The sequence below is a fragment of the Thermoanaerobacterium butyriciformans genome, from assembly GCF_017874545.1.
GTDB classification, from domain to species: domain Bacteria; phylum Bacillota; class Thermoanaerobacteria; order Thermoanaerobacterales; family Thermoanaerobacteraceae; genus Thermoanaerobacterium; species Thermoanaerobacterium butyriciformans.
Map to the genome: position 1 here is coordinate 86508 of NZ_JAGGLT010000003.1, position 19618 is coordinate 106125.

The window sequence follows — 19618 nt, forward strand, 5'->3', positions numbered from 1 at the left end:
TTGAAAGGAATGATTTACGTGGCATTAGAAGAAGGGGAATTTGACGGCCTTATATCAAATCTTGATTTTATAATAAAAAGTATTGATGATAAGAAAATACAGAAGTTTAGGTGGTTTCAAGAGAAAGCACTTGATATAAAGAATAAGAGTCTTTTTGATTATGCTATATTGCATATAGACAAATCAATTATTATTATTGCCGCACTAATAGATTTTATTTTTAATACTATAAATGGCGAAGAGAAAAAATCTCGCTATTATTTTCCACTAATTATAAGAAAAAATATATTAAGTGATGACTATTTAACAACTTACCAGGAAAGCAATTATTTGGCGGTGGTATATGATGCGGTTGATGATGTGGAATACATCAGATGCTTAGATAGGATATTAAAAGATGGAAAAGATGTAGAGTTTAAATCTGGCGGGCGGCTTAAGCCATATATGCTTCTAAGTCATGATATTTACAGTTCAGAAAGGCTTAACAATAAATCCAGCAACAGCTTAACATTGCTTAATAAAAATGAGATAGTAAAGACTTTTAGGAGAATGGTTAAAGGTATGAATCCTGATCTTGAAATGACATATATGTTGAGAAAATATGGCTTCTTAAATGTTCAGGATATAAGAGGATATTTTTTATACGTGGATAATGACAATAATATATACACTCTTTCAATGCTTTCACAGTATATTGATAATATTGCAGACATGTGGCAATATACGCAGGACTACTTGAGAGAATTTATATCGAAATACGATGGAAGTGATTGTTCAAGCTATATATATAAAAATTGCAGTGATTACATCGATGAAGTAAAAAACATATCAGATTTAATCGCCAATATGCATATTAAATTGTCTTCAATTGCAGAAGAAAATTTTGGTGTTATAGTTCCAAAAGAGTCTGATATTGATGAGTTGGTAAATCAGATAATATCAAATCTTAACCTTCTTTATAAATATATAAAGAATGGTGAATATGGCGAAGAAATTAAGCAGATAATAGGAAACATTCTTGATAATAAAAAATTCTTATTTGACAGTATAAGCAATATTAAAGATTTAGCGCCATATTTCGGCAAATATTTAAGATGTCATGGTGATTTACACTTAGAGCAGCTATTAAAAACGGGAGATGGGTATATTTTAATCGATTTTGAAGGGGAGCCTACAAAACCAATATCTGAGAGAAGCAAGCACCTGTCGCCGTTAAAAGATGTAGCAGGTATGATAAGGTCGTTTAATTATGCCGCATACTCTCAATATTTTGAATATAAGGAAAATGGTAAAGGAGATTTAGATATAGAGAAAATAGAAAATCTTTTATCAATGTGGGCAACCGTTATTACAAATGTATTTATAGAAAACTATGTCAATATTATAAATTCCAATAAAAAAGATTTGATACCTGATTTAGATCACTTTACAGCTATTTTGGCTTTATTTAAATTGGATAAAGCTATATTTGAAGCAATTTATGAAGTCAATAACAGACCATCGTGGTTTAAGATTCCCCTTAAAGGTATCATTGAATGCATAGAAGAATTTAAGAAGAAATCTTATTTGGAGGTATATTATGGATAGAATGAAAGTTACGATATTTACAAATGAATTTCCACCAAATATTTACGGCGGAGCAGGTGTACACGTTGATTATTTGACTAAAGAGTTATCTAAGCTGATGGATGTAGATGTCAGATGCTTTGGAGAGCAAAATACGTCTTTAAATAACATGAGTGTAAGAGGTTACAGGGAATGGGAGATATTAAAGAAAGATTCTATAGACAAGCTGCAAAAGGTGCTGGGGCCACTGTCTATTGATGTTGCAATGGTAAAGGATCCAATTACATCAAATATTGTTCATTGCCACACGTGGTATACATTTATGGCCGGTTTTCTTGCCAAGATGCTTTATGATATACCGCTTGTTGTGACAATCCACAGCTTGGAGCCTTTAAGACCTTGGAAAGAGGAGCAGCTTGGGAATGGGTATCACTTAAGCACTTGGATGGAAAAAACCGGGATCGAAGCGGCTGATAAGATAATAGCCGTATCAAATGATTCTAAAAAAGATATAATGAAGTGCTACAATGTGCCAGAAGAAAAAATCGAGGTTATATATAATGGCATCGATTTGAACCAATATAAAAAGACAGATTCAAATATTGCCAGAAAAAAATACGGTATAGACGGAAAGTACATTTTATTTGTCGGAAGGATATCGAGGCAAAAGGGGATAATCCATCTTATAGACGCTGTAAAATATTTGCCTGAAGATATTAAAGTCGTTTTGTGTGCTTCATCACCTGATACAGAGGAAATAAAAATGGAGATGGAGGAGAAGGTGAAGCTTTATCCCAATATAATTTGGATTGATAAAATGGTGACTAAAGAAGAGATTATTGAGCTTTACAGCAATGCAGAAGTATTCGTATGTCCATCTATTTATGAACCGTTTGGCATCATAAACCTAGAAGCGATGGCATGCAATACTCCCGTTGTTGCCAGTGCCACGGGAGGTATAAAGGAAGTTGTGGTAGACGGTGAAACCGGATTTTTAGTAGAACCGGGCAATCCTGAAGATTTGGCGGAGCATATTATAAAGCTTCTTAATGATAGAGAACTTGCAGCAACATTTGGCGCAAACGGCAGAAAAAGAGTTGAAGAAATGTTTAGCTGGGAATCAATTGCGAAGAAAACTTATGACATGTACGAAGATGTGATTGAAAATTATAAAAAATGAACGGTAAATTAATTTCAAATTTTATTTTCTAGTGAGCTTAATAGGCTCTTTTTTTATTTAGCGCTTAGACTTTTAAATTTTACGATAAAGATGTATACTATTATATAGAAAATTTTTGTTGGAAGGTAATTATGGAAAGTACGAATATTTTATACAGTTTAATAATAGATTATGGTTATTTAGCTCTGTTTTTGTCATTAGTTGTGGAGGGTACTGGCATGCCTGGACCTGTGGAGATACTATTTCTTGCAGCAGGTTATCTTATATCAAAGGGGCAGATGAGCTTTCTGGCTGTCGTACTTATAGCAGCTTTAGGAAATGTAACTGGTAATACTTTAGCGTACATAATAGGCGCCAGATCCGGCAGAGCATTTGTAGAGAAATATGGTCGCTTTTTAAAGATAACTGTAAAAGACTTGGAGGGCATGGACCGCTGGTTTTCGAAGTATGGTGGCATGACTAACCTCATAAGCCGTCTTATTGGATTGCCCAGGACACCTGCTATTTGGGCTTCAGGTATAACACGCATGGATTTCAAATCGTTTTTTATATTTTCAGCTATTGGGGACCTTTTGTGGTCACTCTTTTGGACATCTGTATCGTATTTGGTATCAATGCAGATCTTGAAGATCGATTTGATAGGAAAGACATATCCATGGTGGATGTACTTTGTGATGTTGATTGGCTTTGTCTTATTTATGTACGTTGTATGGAGGATATTTTTATGGATGAAGGAAAAATACTTGACATAGAAATAAAGATCATTTCAGATGTAAAGACTCTTTTAAGCATTAAAGACATATGGCATGAGCTTGAAGATAATTCAAAGATGTATCCTTTCAATACTTTTGAGTGGGTCGTAAATTGGTGGAAATACTTTGGAAGCGGCAAAAAGCTATGGGTTCTTTTGATAGTTGATAATTACGGGCCGATTGGAATAGCGCCATTCATGATTACATTTGGTGAGATGGGATTACCTGTAAGAAGGATAAAATTTATTGGTTCCAATAACAGCGATTACCTTGATTTTGTAGTAAGGCATGGTTGTGAGGATATATTTTATCGTTCGCTGATAAAATATTTGGAGACTGTCATAGATCAATTTACAGTTTTAGATCTCGAGCATCTTCCTGAGGACAGCGGTATATATCCTTACATAATGGGAAGTGGCCTTTACTATGATTATGATGTACAGGATATATGTCCTTATATAGAGCTTCCTTCTACATGGGATGAATATTTGGATTCCCTTGATGGAAAATTCAGAAGAAATATAAAGTATGAGATAAAGAGATATTTTAGTAAGCATGATGGCAACTTTATGTGTGTTACAGATGAGAATGAGATTGATGATTCAATGGATAGGCTTATTGAAATGCATCAGGCAAGATGGAGAAAAAGACATATGCCTGGGGCATTTTATACTAAGAGGATTAGAAATTTTCACAAGGATGTTGCATTTGACTTTCTTGAGCGGGGGATATTGAGCTTATTTGAACTGAGAGACAAAAACAAGACTGTGGCAAGTTTATTAAGCTACCATATTGGTGGTAAAAGGTATTATTATATAAGCGGTTATGATTTGAATTACAGCAGATTAAGCGTTGGCGCTGTTACTTTGGGGCTTTCTATAAAGCGCTCAATTGAAGTGGGAGATGAAATTTACGATTTTTTGAGGGGCGATGAAAAGTATAAAGAGGATTGGACGAATAATAAAAAGAGAAATATGAGATTAGTTGTTTCATTTCCGTCTATTGCAGGGAAATTTTATATATATTACATTATTGCTCAGAATAAATTAATAAATAAGATAAAAAATAGGTTCAGTCAAGACTGAACCTATTATGATAATGTATTAAGGTAAGAGGCAATATTAATTTGCTGCTTTTGCATACTTTAAGCTAATCGGATCTGAATATGCTGGAACTATGATATTTTTCGAAGTTTCTATGTCAACTTTTATACCATAATATTTAAGAGTATCTACAATGCCGCCTTTAAGATTTAATGATGCCTGTAATGTGTCTGGATTTCCTATTGCCTTTATGACGTACGGCGGTGCATACCTTGTAGAATTTATGTTTATAGTTGGACCTACACATCTTATTTCAGATGTGGCTATAAGCCTCTGGTCATTTATGGAGATTGCTTCAGCTCCGCCAGCTTTAAGCTCATTTACGACTTTTATCAAGTCTTCATCGTGAACCAAAAACATATTTGGATCTTCGCCATCTTTTGGCTGCAGGTCGCTGTCGTTAAGGGTAACTATTACACCAGGTCCCGACATGGCAGTGAAGCCTGCCAATTCCTTGTACTTTTCTACATCCTGAGATAGAGCGTTTAGCGTTGCTTCATACTTCGATGATGAGCTATTTAAAGTATTGAGCTTTTGGGTTAGCTCTGCCACTTGCTGTTTTAAAGCGTTTCTTTCATCTGTCATGTTTTGAAGCTGGCTGCTTAGTTCATCTACATTTACGTTGCTGTTGCGGGATGTATCTGCGGCAGTTTTTACACTGCCTTGGATAGTTTTAAATTCCATTGATATCATGAAGCCCATTATTAAAAATACCATTACAAATGAGACAACTTGAAAAACCTTACCCTTCATATTTATTCATCCTCCCCATGGGCAAACAATATCTACTTAAAAAATTTCATTTTCATTTTCTATATATAATAATAGCATGCTTAAAGATAAAATTTATTAAAAAAATATTAATATTATATTACAAATTAGTAATGAATTCCTTTTCATATTAAATTTTATTTTATTTTGTTTTTATCACCACCATTTTTTTCATCTGTTGCTTTCTTTAGGGAAAGTATTTCCTCTAAATCCTTATTGTACTTGTCTATTTTAAGCATGGTACTTCTATACGCCAAAATATCCTCCTCATTTTTTTGTATGCATTTTATGAGGGACTTTTTTACGCTGTCAAATAGAGTGTCATAACTCATATAGTCGTGTATATCTAGATCTTCTATTTTTTCTGTCACTAATTGGTCATTTTCTACTTTAAGAAGGTAAAAAGCATTATCCGGTTTAAGGACTATCTTCTCATCTATGCCCCTGTCAAAAATTACGATGCCTTCACCTGTCGCAAATGTTTTGCCGCTGTAGCTTCTCAGTGTTACATTTTCATTTGCTATGTATTTTTTAAGTGTAAGCAGAATGTCTTTTATCTCTTTTATAGATTTTTGCAAAACTTCCTGCATTTTTTTACTGGCATTTTCTTTATCCCTTTCGCTTTCAGATAGTCTCTCCATCAATTTTTTTATTTCATCTATATCGCTCATTTTATCTCAATCCTTTCAAAGCTCATTCATTAATATCTTTCATTTCTAATATTCCACTAGTATTTATTTTTAAACGTAATAATATTTCAAAGCAAAAAGGATAAAATAAGATTAAAATTTTAGACAATTTCATCAAAAAAATGTTATAATATTATTAAGAGAAAATTTATATTATTTAGGAGGCGATGTCATGAGTAAAGTGGCCATAATAGGTTCAGGATTTGTAGGTGCTACATCGGCATTCACATTGGCTTTAAGTGGGACTGTGACAGACATTGTTTTAGTAGATTTGAATAAAGACAAGGCGATAGGCGATGCACTAGACATAAGCCACGGTATACCGCTTATACAGCCTGTAAATGTGTATGCTGGCGATTACAAGGATATTGAGGGCGCAGATGTAGTAGTTGTAACAGCAGGTGCAGCTCAAAAGCCAGGAGAGACGAGACTTGACCTTGTAAAGAAAAATACAGCTATATTCAAGTCCATGATACCTGAACTTTTAAAATACAATGATAAAGCTATATACCTTATTGTAACAAATCCTGTTGATATATTAACGTACGTTACCTACAAAATAGCGAAACTTCCGTGGGGACGTGTATTTGGTTCAGGCACTGTCCTTGATAGCTCCAGATTTAGATACTTACTAAGCAGGCACTGCAATATAGATCCAAGAAATGTCCACGGAAGGATAATTGGAGAGCACGGCGATACGGAATTTGCTGCGTGGAGCATAACGAACATTTCAGGAATATCATTTAATGAGTACTGCAATTTATGCGGACGAGTCTGCAATACAAATTTTAGGAAAGAAGTGGAAGATGAAGTAGTAAATGCAGCTTACAAGATTATAGATAAAAAGGGTGCTACATATTATGCAGTGGCTGTAGCAGTAAGAAGGATAGTTGAGTGCATCATAAGGGATGAAAATTCTATTCTTACAGTTTCATCTCCATCAAATGGTCAATACGGTGTTAAAGATGTATCTTTAAGCTTGCCATCAATCGTAGGCAAAAATGGTGTTGCAAGGGTTCTGGATTTGCCTTTGTCTGATGACGAAGTTGAGAAATTTAGACGTTCAGCAAGTGTTATGGCCGATGTCATAAAACAGCTGGATATATAATTCTTTAAAAACTAAGCGGTTTTTATCTGGAATGGTAAAGGCCGCTTTTTTATGAATATAAAAAATGCAAAGTGGAAAATCTAAATAAAGGTGATGCAATATGCAGAATATGAGTCCTCAAGAAATTATATCGAGTGCCTTTATGAAGGCGAAAAAATATGAGGGCATTATACACGATAAGGCAAAAGATTACGGGAAAAATATATCAGATAGCCAGATGCAAGCGATATTGAAGCAAGTAGAGATAACGGCTTTAAATCATGTAGATAAAATAGTGACGGCGGAGAAGACGATGCATATTAATTCTCTTGTTAAAAAGAATATGTCAAGAGATATAATCGATGCGCTGCAAGATTTAGTAAAAGATTTGATAAATCAGCAGATTTTTTACAATGAAAATCTAATAATTATTACGAATCCATACGTAAGGCAAATATTTACGCAAATGAGGGATGACGAAATGAGGTTTATTACCATGATTCAGCAAAATATAGAGTCATTAAAGTCAAAGCCGACTGAGCCTAATAGTGTTGTATATACGGCACCGAGGGAAAATGCATGAAAGTAGCGATAATAGGAGCTGGTTCATCAGGTTTAACTGCAGCCATAAGGCTCGAATCATATGGCATTAAACCGGATGTATTTGAGAGAAAATCGAAAGTCGGCGATACATTTAATCATGTTGCAGGACTTTTAAATGTAGTCAACAGACCAATAAATGATCCGCTGGATTATCTAAAAAACAATTTTGACATAAACATTGTACCATTAAACAACATAAATAAAGTTGTGATGCACGGACCGACAGTTACTCGCACAGTAGCTAGTCGAAGATTGGGCTATTTTTTGTTGAAGGGGCAGGGTGCCGCATCTGTAGAAAGTCAGCTTTATAAGAAATTGAAGACAAATGTAAATTTTAATGTTCATGCGGACTATAAAAATTTAAAAGAAACATATGATTATGTTATAGTTGCAACAGGAAATCATAAGATACCAAATGAATTAGGATGCTGGCAGACACTTGTCAAGACAAGGCTTAAAATAGCGGAAGTTATAGGCAAATTCGATCCAAATGCTCTTACAATGTGGATGAATACAGCCTACTGCAAAAGTGGTTACGTATATTTAGCACCATTCGACGATAGAAGGGCCGTTCTTGCATTGATTGTGCCGTACATTACAAAAGAAGAGATAGATAAGTATTGGGAAAATTTCTTAAAGATAGAGAAAATAGGTTATGATATTATATGTGTATATGATTATGAGCATATATCTGGAAATAGTTTTCCACACACATATGAAAATTTGTATTTTATAGGAAATGCAGGTGGAGCGATTGAACCGTTTTTAGGATTTGGACAGTTTGCATCAATTTTAGGAGGGGCTTTGGCTGCTAAAAGCATTGCCACAGGTTGCAATTTTGAGAATGAAATGGCTTATTTGACAAATGCTAATATAAAGCTATTGGAGTTTAGAAAAGCTATTGATACTGTAGATAATGATAAAATTGATAGGCTTATAAAGTTTCTGACTACACCTTTAATAAAGCAGTTAATTTATGATACAAATTTTAATATAATTAAATACTCTTCATTTTTAATACGATACGCTGTAAATGAGTTAATTAGAGTTTAAAGACAGATAAAATTTTACGAAAGGAAATGAAGGAATGAGAGTTGCCATAATAGGAGCTGGAATATCAGGTCTTGCATGTGCCCATGAACTTGAGAGGATGGGTATAACGTGCATATTGTTTGAGAGGAAAAACATGATAGGTACTGTACAGCCAAATATAGGTTCTCTTTTAAATATGGAAGATAGGCCAATTAAAGACCCTATAAACTACTTCAGACATATATACGGCATCTCCCTGAGTCCTGTACAGAGGATGACTACTATTATCATGCACTCTCCTAAATATAAAGCGGTTGTAAAAGGCAATCACGGGTATTTTGTACTAAGAAGCAAAGATATGAATTCACTTGATAACCAGTTGGCAAGAGACGTAAAGTCAAAGATAAACTTTAACTCAGATCCAGACTTTAAAGAACTTTCGAGGGAATATGATTATGTTGTCGTTGCAACTGGAAATCCAAGCATTTTGGAGAACCTTACTGAGTGGAGGACTACTATAACGACTTGGATTAAAGGTGCAACTGTATTGGGAGATTTTGAGCCGCATACAGCAGAGCTTTGGTTTGATACAGATTATGCCCGTTCAGGGTATGGTTACCTTATGCCGTTTGATAAAAGCAGGGCTTCGTTGGTACTTATAACGACATATACACAGCATGGTGAACTCGATGATTTATGGCAGCTATTTCTACACAATGAAGGATTAAATTATGAGATTGTGGAAACATATGAGTTTGATCTTAACACAGGCATAGCAAAAGAGCATAAGATTGAGAACATGTATTTTGTAGGAAATGCTGCAGGATTTATTGATCCTCTTTTAGGGCTTGGAGCATTTCATGCATTGGAAAGTGGTATTTTTGCGGCCAGATCTATTGCGACAGGCGAAGATTACGAAAAAATGGTTAAAGTGATTACGGATAAGCTGAATGTGCTTTCGGATTACAGAGATAAACTGGATAAGTTTAAAAACAGCGACTACGATAGAATGGTGAAAATATTAGGCATGCCTATTATAAGGCATGTAATTTACGATACAAACATCGATGTGATAAAATATGCACATCCAATCATCCGCATTTTCAAGTAAAAAAGATTAAAAGGCATTGCTTGTCTTTTAATCTTTTTTATATTAGAGATTCCAGAGCTGAAGTCCGGTAAACTCGTCGTCTACTCTCTCAAGGTTATTTTCACCGTAGTCAACTATTACAAATTCAGCAGCGAATATTTTTGTACCTTCCATCAGGTGTCCACCAAACACATTTCCATCTTTGTCTGCCAATGTTATATGTACATGCGGAAAAGGCTTGCCATTTTTTAAAGAAATATTTCCTATGGCACTTAATATTTCCATGTGTTCGTTTTTTTCGATGAATTTGTATTCTTTTGTAGATTGGTTAAAATAGCCGAATCTGGCTTTTTTGACTGCTCCAATTATCCTTATTTCACCAGATCTTATATTCTCATTTGTTATGAAAGTTGTTATCTCTTGTAAAAGATCGTTATCGTACTTAAAGCGTCCCATAAATCTTCTTTTGACATCTATGTTGATATATCCCATATTAAAAACCTCCTTAACTTGAATTTATGTAGAGATAATTATTGATTAATACAATAACATAAGCCAACATATTTATTTGAGCGTTGTTATTGTACCAATTTAGATAATCTTATATATAATTATACCACAGCAATCCTTGAAAAAATATGGCAATAAGATTTCTCTTGAATATAATAATATCAAAAATTGAGAGGAGGTCATATTATGCCATATTGTCCATCAGGAAGGTATTACACAATTGCGCCAGGGGATACGCTGTGGCTTATATCGCAAAAAATAAATAGGCCTGTAGAAGACATAATAAAAGAGAATCCAGGCATAGATCCTAATAGGCTAATGGTGGGGCAAGTAATATGTCTGCCACCCATAATTCCTTATGGCAAAACCACTGAATGTCCAACAGGGATATACTGGGAAGTAGCACCAGGTGATACACTTTATAAAATTGCAAAAACTGTAGGTACGACTGTCGATAAAATATTGGCGTTAAATCCTTACATTGATCCTGACAATCTTATGGTAGGTCAGGTGATATGTTTACCTTCGCCGGAATAAAATTACTAAGGCTAAAGTCAAATATATATGACAAAAATTTGTTTAAGTTGTAAGATTAAATTTTAACCACTGTGTAAATTTTAAAATTAATTAATATATAATTGTATAAATTAATTAACAATTGTATAATATAATTAGAGGAGGTGCTTTATATGATAGTTAATGCCACAGAATTTAAAACAAGAGCGGGAAAATATTTAGAAATTGTAGAAAAAGAAGAAATAATAATAACTAGGAATGGGAAGGAAGTAGCAAAGCTAGTTCCTATAATAAAACAAGGTACTCCAAATGCTGATTTTTTATATGGTTTATTATCAAATTTTGAAAATAAGGATGTAACCAAAAAACAAATTCGCGATGAGAGGGTAAATAAGAAATATGAAAATATTGATTGATACGAATGTTATACTTGATGTTTTACTAAAAAGAGAGCCCTTTGCTGAGGATGCATATGCTATATTTAAAATGGCAGATGAAAAAACTATAATGGCTTATATATCTGCTTTTGCGGTTACAGATATATATTATTTTATTAATAAAAATCTTAATCATGACACTTGTTTAAAGGCTATTAAAGCATTATTTAATATTATGAATGTCGTGAGTGTAACAAAGCAAGACATTGAAAAAGCAATGACCTTTTCAGAATTTAATGATTTAGAAGATGCTTTACAACTACAGTCATTAAAAAAGATTAGAGGTAATTTTATAGTAACTAGAGATGAAGAATTTAAAAAGTTAACTGATAAAGCGATTTCACCTAAAGATTTTGTACAAAAGGCATTAAAAGATTTTAAAGGTAAAGAAATGTCGGAATTATAAGTGATTCCTCCTCATTTCAAAATTCATTGGAATTTAAGTGAGGAGGAAATTTTTTTTGAAAATATATCAAATATCAATCAAAAAGCATGAAGAAAATAAAAATGATAAGGAGTAATTTATGATTAGAAAATCTTTGAATTTGATTTGGAAAGCAAATTTAAGGTATACTGAAAGAAATTACCAGCAGTTAAAACGGGGGTAAATTTAGATAAAAAATTTTTAACATTAACTTGACATTTAAAATTAGTAGTAATATAATAAAAGCAAGTAAAATGTTAACGTGAACAAATTTTCATGGGAGAGAGCTGATTATATGAAAAAGTTTATGGATGAAGATTTCCTTCTAAATAATGAAACTGCTGTTAAACTATTTCATGATTATGCATCAAAATCGCCTATTTTTGATTTTCATTGCCACCTGAATCCTAAAGATATCTATGAAGACATAAGGTTTAAAAATATTACTGAAGTTTGGCTATATGGCGATCACTACAAATGGAGACTTATGAGAAGCAATGGAGTAGACGAAAGGTATATTACAGGTGATGCAGATGACTACAGCAAATTTTTAGAGTTTGCAAGGACCATGCCTATGGCTATTGGCAATCCTGTTTATCATTGGACACATTTAGAGCTGCGAAGGTACTTTGGAATAAATGAGCTATTAAATGAAAAGACAGCTCCAATGATATGGGAAAAAGTTAATTCTATGTTAAACAGCAGTGAATTCAGCGTAAGAAATATTATAAAAAAATCCAATGTAAAGATATTGTGTACAACAGATGACCCAACAGATAGCCTCGAGTATCATAAGCTTTTAAAAGAAGATGATAGCTTTAACGTAAAGGTTTTGCCTGCATTTAGACCTGATAAAGGCATAAATATTGACAAAGATGATTTTAAAGATTGGGTTAAGAAGCTAAGCGAAGTATGTGGCAAAGCTATTGAAAGCTATGATGATTACTTAGATGCTTTAAACAGCAGATTGAAGTTTTTTGATAGCTATGGATGCAGATTGTCAGATCATGCATTGGACTTTGTGGCTTATGAAGAAAGCAATAAGGAAGAAGTCGATGAAATATTCAAAAAGGCATTAAAAGGCGAGAAGCTGTCTCAGATTGAAGTAGATAAATACAAGACAAGTGTTCTTCAGTTCTTAGGAAAGAGATATAAAGAGCTGGGCTGGGCGATGCAGCTTCACATAGCAGCACTGAGAAATACAAATTCGAGAATGTTTAAAAAGTTAGGTCCTGATACTGGATATGACTCCATAAATGACGTAAATATTGCATATCCACTTTCGAAGTTTTTAGATTCATTGGAGAGTACAGGATCTCTTCCTAAAGTTATTTTATATACATTGAATCCTAAAGATAATTATGTTTTAGCAGCTTTGATGGGCAGTTTTCAAGGTGAAGGTATTCCGGGTAAAATGCAGTTTGGCTCAGCATGGTGGTTTAATGACAACATAGATGGAATGACAGAGCAGATGAAGACACTTGCTAATGTAGGGCTTCTAAGCAAGTTTGTTGGAATGGTTACTGATTCCAGGAGTTTTCTATCTTATCCAAGACATGAATATTTCAGAAGAATATTGTGCAATTTGATTGGCGAATGGGTAGAAAAAGGAGAAGTGCCTGATGACATAGATTTATTGGGTAAGATAGTTCAAGATATATCATTTAATAATGCAGTAAATTATTTTGGAGTTTAAGTAAAATAGGAATTCTGGCAAGCATAATATAAAATGCTGCCAGTTCTCCATCTAATTTTAATTTTACTCAATAATTTAGTTAGAGATACAACTGTCTATACATTATGCATTCAATTGGAAGGTGCAGATAATGAGCGTTACAATAAAAGATATAGCAAAACTTGCAAATGTTTCACATACTACAGTGTCCAGAGCATTAAATGACAGCCCGCAGATAAAAGAAGAGACAAAGGCTAAGATCAAAGAAATTGCGAGGAAGCTTAATTATGTTCCAAATTACAATGCTAAAAGTTTGGTGCTTAATAAGTCTTACAACATAGGGCTGTTCTTTTCTACGATTTTCAAAGGAACTTCTCCTAGCTTTTTCTATGAGACTGTACGAGGTGTTAATAGCGTAATTAAGAAAAACTACAATTTGATAATAAGAGGAATAGACGAGTACAAAGATTACTCGTCTATTGAAAAAAACCGTTTTGATGGAATCATTCTCACAAGTCAAAGTGAAAGTGATAATGAATTTATGTATTATGTATTGCGAAAAAATATACCTTTAGTTGTTTTGAATAGGGAAGTTAATGAAAAATCAGTTGTTAACATACTAAGCGAAGAAAAAACAGGTGCGTACAATGCAGTTAAATATCTGATAGAAAAAGGACATAAGGATATAGCTATAATAGAAGGTAAAGAAGGCTTTAAATCTACTATAGATAGAAAAGACGGTTTTTTAAAAGCACTTATCGAAAGCAAAATACTAATAAACAATGACTATATCGTAAGCGGTGAATATGACATAGAAAGTGGATACAGTGCAATGAATAAATTATTGAAATTGCCTAAAATACCTACGGCTGTATTTTGCTCCAATGATGATATGGCAGTTGGTGCGATAAAAGCTATTTACGAAAGAGGCCTTAGAGTACCTAATGATATATCTGTGATTGGGTTTGATGATAGCGAATTTTGCAGATATATAATTCCTGCCTTGACAACGGTAAGGAAACCTATAAAGGAAGTAAGCCAAAAAGGTGCTGAGAAGTTGATGAATATATTGGAAAACAATGAGAACAGGGGAGAAAAAATTTATGTACCAACAAAATTGAAGATAAGAGATTCAGTGGCTGATGTAAGATGATATAAATGTGGCAAAGATAGTTAACGTGTGCGGTATTTTTTAGAGAGTTTTTGAACTATTAAAATAAATTATGTAATAGGGAAATGTTAATTAATGTTGGAGGATTGAAGGTCTTGAAAACGATTGATATATATATTGATGAATATATAAAAAATTATCATAGCTATAAGGAATCATGGTGTTATGAAGACGGATGTGTTTTGAAAGGTGCATGGGATTTATATAAGGCTACAGGAAATGAAAAATTCAAATTATTTGTTTTGAATTATCTTGATGAATTTATCAGTGAAGATGGCAACATTAAAGGCTACAAGCCATATAATCACCATTTAGATGACATAAATTCGGGGAAGATATTATTTGACGTTTTTGAATTGACCAATGAAGAAAAGTATAGAAAGGCTATAGAAAGTATTTTTAATCAAATCAAAACGCAGCCCAGGACAAATGAAGGAAATTTCTGGCACAAAGATATATATCCGTATCAAGTGTGGCTTGATGGGTTGTATATGGTAATGCCCTTCTATGTTAAGTATATCAAGAATTTTGGCAATATTGATGAAGTTAATGATATTTTAAATCAATTCTTAAATGTAAGAAGACGCATGTGGAATGAAGAGAAAAGACTTTACTACCATGGATACGATGAAAGCAAAAAAGAAGCATGGGCAGATAAAAAAACTGGTGTTTCACCGAATTTTTGGGGAAGAGCAGAAGGTTGGTTTGTAATGGCCCTTGTAGATGTACTGGAAGAAATGAACGAAGAAATGGAATCTGAAAAAAATACACTTGCAAGAATTCTTAAAGAGGCTATTGACGGACTTTTAATGTATCAGGATAAAAATAGTGGCATGTGGTACCAAGTTTTAGACAAAGGAGGCGAAAAAAGAAATTATCTAGAGACTTCTGCAACGCTTATGATATCTTATAGCATATTAAAAGGAGTAAGACTCCACATCCTGCCATTAGGATATAAGGAATTTGGGATTAGAGCTTTTGATGGCACAGTAGAAAAATACCTTGTAGAAGATGGAGGAATATTAAGACTTGCTGGTATATGTGGTGTAGCAGGATTAGGCAATAATCCTTACAGAGATGGAAGTTACGACTACTATATATCAGAAAAAGTTGTGTATGATGATCCTAAGGGTGTAGGAGCATTGATGATGGCGTACAGTGAAGTATTGAAGAAAATCTAATAATACAAATTATAACTTGAAGGAGGTGAGAGAAGGGGGGTCTTTTAGCGTCATTATATTTAATTTGCAGCATTGTTTTTGCCAAAAAATTAAAAATAAAATTGTAAGGAGGATTTTTATGAAAAAACTAGTAGCATTAGCACTTGCAGCAGCGCTAGGCATATCGACGTTGCTTACAGGTTGTGGATCATCAAATAATTCCACGAGCCAAAAGAATAGCAGCGCAAAAACATCTGAGAGCCAATCTGCAAAGCAAGTTACGCTTAGATTTTCTTGGTGGGGATATGATTCATTGCATCAAGCAACACTAAATGCGATAAAGCTATTTGAACAAAAATATCCAAATATAAAAATAAAAGCAGAATATGCAGGATGGAATGGATATCTTGACAAGCAGACAACGCAGATAGCAGGAGGAACAGCAGCAGACATAATGCAGATAAATTGGAATTGGATTCCGATCTTTTCGAAAGATGGAAACGGGTTTTATGACTTAAATAAGCTTGCTGATGTTCTACACTTGAAAGAAAATTATTCGGACAATTATTTAAAGTATGGAACTGTTAATGGAAAATTGAATGCTATACCAGTTTCTATGACTGGTCGAGTCATATGGTTTAATAAAACAATCTTTGATAAATATAATGTTCCGATTCCCAAAACATGGGATGATCTTATAAGTTCAGGAAATAAATTTCCTAATGGAACTTATCCTATGATTTTAGGGGCATATGATGCATGGCTTTTATCAGAGACTTATGCTGTGCAAATGACAGGTAAACCTTTTATAGACGGTAATGGGAAATTGGTTTTTGATGAAAATGATATTAAAATTGCATTACAATTTTACAAAAAGTTATTGGATAATAAAGTTGCACCTGGCTTGCAAATGGTTGTAAACGAAGGTGGAAGTAGTAATCCTCAAATAAATGAATTGCCAAGTTTCTTAGAAGGGAAGTATGCTGGCTTTTATCAATGGACAGCTGCTGTTGCGCAAGAAGCAGATCCATTGAAACAGAAAAATATGGAAACTGTATTAGGTGGAATTCCAATAGAAAGTGGAGCTAAAGTGTCAGGGGCAATCTTTAAGCCTACGCTTCTATTTGCAATAAATAAAGATTGCAAATATCCAAAAGAAGCGGCGACATTCTTAAACTTTATACTAAATGACCCTGAAGGCGTAAAAGCCATGGGATTAGAAAGAGGTACACCACTTAGTAAGTCAGCTGTTGATGCACTAACAAAAGCAGGATTATTAAATGGATTAGAACCTGAAGGCCTTAAATTTTTATATGATCATCCTTCTGTACCATTTAGTCCATATTTTGAAGATCCTAAACTACAAAGTATATATACTAGTACCATGGAGCAAATATCATATAATAGACTTAGTGTAGATGAAGCTGCGAAATATATGTATGAAAATGTACAAAAAACATTAAGTGAAATAGTTAAATAAAGAATTTAGTTTATAATACATAAGACTGTATAAGAATAATAGCTTATACTGTCTTATGTATATAATATTTTATGTTTTTTTGTCTTAGGTAATGATATAGATACGCTTAATAAATAATTTGTTAATTCTATTAAGTGAAAATTAATAAAGGAGGATTAAAATGATAAAAAAATATACTGGTTTGCTATATATAGTACCATGGTTGATTGGATTATTTATTTTTACTTTTTATCCGTTTATTTCATCATTTATTTTAAGCTTTACAGATTACAAAATTATTTATCAGCCTAAATTTGTAGGATTTGGCAATTATATAAAAATGTTTAATGATAATACTTTTTTCATTTCTCTAGTTGCAACTTTTAAATATGTAATTATGACTGTACCTTTGAATTTAATTTTTGCTTTATTAATAGCATTAGTTTTAAATTTTAAATTGCGTGGAATAAATTTTTACAGAACAGTTTATTATATTCCTTCAATATTAGGTGGTAATATTGCTGTAGCAGTATTATGGCGATTTTTATTCGGTACAAATGGATTAATTAATCAATTTATCAAATTCATTGGTATTAATCCAATATCCTGGTTTTCAACTGAATATGGAGCTCTTTTTGCTTTATCAACATTAAAGATATGGCAATTTGGTTCAACAATGATAATTTTTCTTGCTGGACTAAAAGATATACCTCAGGAACTTTATGAAGCTGCTGCAGTTGATGGTGCAGGGAAAATTAGAACATTTTTTAGTGTTACTATTCCACTATTGTCACCTATAATATTTTTTAATCTTATTATGCAGTTAATAAATGCATTTCAAGAATTTAATTCACCATATTTGATAACAAATGGAGGACCATTGTATAAAACATATTTATTTTCTTTAATGATATATGACAATGCATTTCAATATTTCAATATGGGTTATGCTAGTGCATTATCGTGGGTTTTGTTTATTATAATAATGATATTTACTGTATTTATTTTTAGATCATCAAGTTATTGGGTTTTTTATTCAGATGAAGGAGGAGAGTCATGATGAATAATGAAGCAGCTCTTAACAACATGCAACTTAGGATGAATAAAGAATATAGAAAAAGAGAATTAAGAAAGAAGATAAATTTAAGCTTAAGGTATATTATTTTAACCATTGGTGCGTTGATAATGATTTATCCAATAATTTGGCTTATAGGTGCATCGTTTAAGACAAACAGTGAAATCTTTACTTCTATTGGTTTTATACCAAAAAAAATTGATTTTACCCCTTACGTCAAAGGATGGATAACAGGAACACAATATACATTTTCAACTTATTTTATTAATACTTTTAAATATGTAATACCTAAAGTTATTTTTACTGTTATATCGTCTGTTGTAACAGCATATGGTTTTGCAAGATTTAATTTTCCATTTAAAAAGCCTTTATTTGGCATTTTAATTGCAACAATGTTCTTACCTCAAATTGTAACACTGATACCAATGTATTTACTATGAAAACTTATTATATAAGTAGCTAAAAAAGCGCAGACTTCCCCTAGAGCTTTTAAAATAGACTTTAAAGGAAATTAATGGATATATTTATGTTTGTTGTGTGGCAATTTCAGGTTTCCATCCTAATGCGTATAGTTTTTTTAGGTAAGCATTAATTTTTCGCTCCTTGTTAAACTGATTATAATAATCTTCTCCAAGCTCTTTATACGGTTTATTTTCTTTAAGCATATGGTAAATGGCAATCAGCATAGAATGAGCTACTGCTACTATTGCTCGGTTCTTTCCTCGTCTTACAACTAAACGTTGATATTGTGCATAAAAGAATGTTCCTTCTTTTTTTACTGCAGATTTTGCACATTGAATTAATGTGGTTTTTAATATCTTATTCCCCTTCGTCGTTTTGCTGTTTCGCCGTTTGCCCGCACTTTCATTGTTGCCTGGGGCAAGCCCTGCCCAACTTGATATATGTGCATCAGTCGGAAAGCGTTTCATTTCTAACCCAATTTCAGCTAGAATCGTTTCTGCACTTTGTATCCCAATGCCTGGAACTTCATCAAGCTGTTTAATTGCTTTTTGATATTTGTCCAAGTAATTCGAAATTAGTTTATCCATATCTTCTATGCGTTTACTCATATCATCTATATGGTCAATGATATTTTTAATTAATTGTTTCTGAAGGGGAGTAAGTATGCCATCTACCGCTTTCATTATTTCAGGAATTTTTTTATGCATTGAACCATGAAGCAATTCTTGAAGTTGTTCTTCATCTAATTTCTTGCCTTCTAAAAGAGCATTTAATATCCTCCTAGAGCTTTTACCATTGATATCGGAAGTAAAGCTAGATAATTTGATATTAGCTCCTTCTAACATTTTTTGCAGTC

The 19618-nt window shown here is 33.0% G+C and carries 21 protein-coding genes; 17 read left to right on the forward strand and 4 right to left on the reverse strand.

Annotated features, from left to right (window positions below):
- Positions 1-9: 9 nt before the first annotated feature.
- The 4 genes from J2Z80_RS02320 (at position 10) to J2Z80_RS02335 (ending at position 4583) form a co-directional block, all read left to right on the forward strand.
- Entirely contained in the window at positions 10-1587 is a 1578-nt protein-coding gene (locus J2Z80_RS02320) for a hypothetical protein (RefSeq protein WP_245301105.1), read from the forward strand.
- Positions 1580-2746 carry a glycogen synthase gene (glgA, locus tag J2Z80_RS02325; protein WP_209452940.1) on the forward strand — a complete coding sequence of 389 codons (1167 nt, stop codon included), beginning with the start codon at positions 1580-1582 and terminating at the stop codon, positions 2744-2746. The genes J2Z80_RS02320 and glgA overlap by 8 nt, the downstream gene beginning before the upstream one ends.
- Positions 2747-2877: 131 nt before the next feature.
- Positions 2878-3498, forward strand: coding sequence for a DedA family protein (locus J2Z80_RS02330; protein ID WP_209452941.1), 621 nt, complete (start codon positions 2878-2880; stop codon positions 3496-3498).
- Positions 3471-4583 carry a GNAT family N-acetyltransferase gene (locus J2Z80_RS02335; RefSeq protein ID WP_209452942.1) on the forward strand — a complete coding sequence of 371 codons (1113 nt, stop codon included), beginning with the start codon at positions 3471-3473 and terminating at the stop codon, positions 4581-4583. The genes J2Z80_RS02330 and J2Z80_RS02335 overlap by 28 nt, the downstream gene beginning before the upstream one ends.
- Before the next feature lie 36 nt (positions 4584-4619).
- On the opposite strand, the gene J2Z80_RS02340 is transcribed toward J2Z80_RS02335, so the two are convergent.
- Positions 4620-5354 carry a DUF881 domain-containing protein gene (locus tag J2Z80_RS02340; protein WP_209452943.1) on the reverse strand — a complete coding sequence of 245 codons (735 nt, stop codon included), beginning with the start codon at positions 5352-5354 and terminating at the stop codon, positions 4620-4622.
- 155 nt (positions 5355-5509) lie between these two features.
- Entirely contained in the window at positions 5510-6043 is a 534-nt protein-coding gene (locus J2Z80_RS02345) for a hypothetical protein (RefSeq protein ID WP_209452944.1), read from the reverse strand.
- A gap of 190 nt (positions 6044-6233) precedes the next feature.
- On the opposite strand from J2Z80_RS02345, the gene J2Z80_RS02350 reads away from it, so the two are divergent.
- The 4 genes from J2Z80_RS02350 (at position 6234) to J2Z80_RS02365 (ending at position 9894) form a co-directional block, all read left to right on the forward strand.
- Positions 6234-7169: an L-lactate dehydrogenase gene (locus J2Z80_RS02350; RefSeq protein ID WP_209452945.1), complete on the forward strand. Its 936-nt coding sequence runs from the start codon at positions 6234-6236 to the stop codon at positions 7167-7169.
- Positions 7170-7269: 100 nt separating this feature from the next.
- Positions 7270-7731, forward strand: coding sequence for a ferritin family protein (locus J2Z80_RS02355; RefSeq protein WP_209452946.1), 462 nt, complete (start codon positions 7270-7272; stop codon positions 7729-7731).
- Positions 7728-8804 carry an FAD-dependent oxidoreductase gene (locus J2Z80_RS02360; protein WP_209452947.1) on the forward strand — a complete coding sequence of 359 codons (1077 nt, stop codon included), beginning with the start codon at positions 7728-7730 and terminating at the stop codon, positions 8802-8804. Before J2Z80_RS02355 ends, J2Z80_RS02360 begins: the two co-directional genes overlap by 4 nt.
- Before the next feature lie 34 nt (positions 8805-8838).
- Entirely contained in the window at positions 8839-9894 is a 1056-nt protein-coding gene (locus tag J2Z80_RS02365) for an NAD(P)/FAD-dependent oxidoreductase (RefSeq protein WP_209452948.1), read from the forward strand.
- A 42-nt stretch (positions 9895-9936) separates the two neighbouring features.
- Here the strand turns inward: J2Z80_RS02365 and J2Z80_RS02370 are convergent, their stop codons facing one another.
- Entirely contained in the window at positions 9937-10365 is a 429-nt protein-coding gene (locus J2Z80_RS02370; RefSeq protein WP_209452949.1) for a PPC domain-containing DNA-binding protein, read from the reverse strand.
- Positions 10366-10569: 204 nt separating this feature from the next.
- On the opposite strand from J2Z80_RS02370, the gene J2Z80_RS02375 reads away from it, so the two are divergent.
- The 9 genes from J2Z80_RS02375 (at position 10570) to J2Z80_RS02415 (ending at position 18740) form a co-directional block, all read left to right on the forward strand.
- The gene (locus tag J2Z80_RS02375; protein WP_209452950.1) at positions 10570-10920 is read left to right on the forward strand and encodes a LysM peptidoglycan-binding domain-containing protein; all 351 of its coding nucleotides are present in this window, start codon (positions 10570-10572) and stop codon (positions 10918-10920) included.
- 152 nt (positions 10921-11072) lie between these two features.
- A complete protein-coding gene (locus tag J2Z80_RS02380; protein WP_209452951.1) occupies positions 11073-11315 on the forward strand; it encodes a type II toxin-antitoxin system prevent-host-death family antitoxin in 243 nt (80 codons plus the stop codon).
- Positions 11299-11742, forward strand: a complete 444-nt coding sequence (locus tag J2Z80_RS02385) for a type II toxin-antitoxin system VapC family toxin (RefSeq protein ID WP_209452952.1) — start codon at positions 11299-11301, stop codon at positions 11740-11742. Before J2Z80_RS02380 ends, J2Z80_RS02385 begins: the two co-directional genes overlap by 17 nt.
- A 313-nt stretch (positions 11743-12055) precedes the next feature.
- A complete protein-coding gene (gene uxaC / locus J2Z80_RS02390) occupies positions 12056-13456 on the forward strand; it encodes a glucuronate isomerase (RefSeq protein WP_209452953.1) in 1401 nt (466 codons plus the stop codon).
- A 130-nt stretch (positions 13457-13586) separates the two neighbouring features.
- Positions 13587-14588 (forward strand): LacI family DNA-binding transcriptional regulator, encoded by a 1002-nt coding sequence (locus J2Z80_RS02395; RefSeq protein ID WP_209452954.1) that lies wholly within the window; start codon positions 13587-13589, stop codon positions 14586-14588.
- Positions 14589-14701: 113 nt separating this feature from the next.
- On the forward strand, positions 14702-15787 hold the full coding sequence (locus tag J2Z80_RS02400) for a glycoside hydrolase family 88/105 protein (RefSeq protein WP_209452955.1): 1086 nt from the start codon (positions 14702-14704) through the stop codon (positions 15785-15787).
- A gap of 118 nt (positions 15788-15905) precedes the next feature.
- Positions 15906-17246 (forward strand): ABC transporter substrate-binding protein, encoded by a 1341-nt coding sequence (locus J2Z80_RS02405; RefSeq protein WP_209452956.1) that lies wholly within the window; start codon positions 15906-15908, stop codon positions 17244-17246.
- A gap of 160 nt (positions 17247-17406) precedes the next feature.
- Positions 17407-18285, forward strand: coding sequence for a carbohydrate ABC transporter permease (locus J2Z80_RS02410; protein ID WP_209452957.1), 879 nt, complete (start codon positions 17407-17409; stop codon positions 18283-18285).
- On the forward strand, positions 18282-18740 hold the full coding sequence (locus tag J2Z80_RS02415; protein ID WP_245301096.1) for a carbohydrate ABC transporter permease: 459 nt from the start codon (positions 18282-18284) through the stop codon (positions 18738-18740). Before J2Z80_RS02410 ends, J2Z80_RS02415 begins: the two co-directional genes overlap by 4 nt.
- Before the next feature lie 84 nt (positions 18741-18824).
- Here J2Z80_RS02415 and J2Z80_RS02420 read toward each other — a convergent pair.
- Positions 18825-19618, reverse strand: a 794-nt coding sequence (locus J2Z80_RS02420; protein ID WP_209452958.1) for a transposase, incomplete at its 5' end; no start/stop codon positions are given.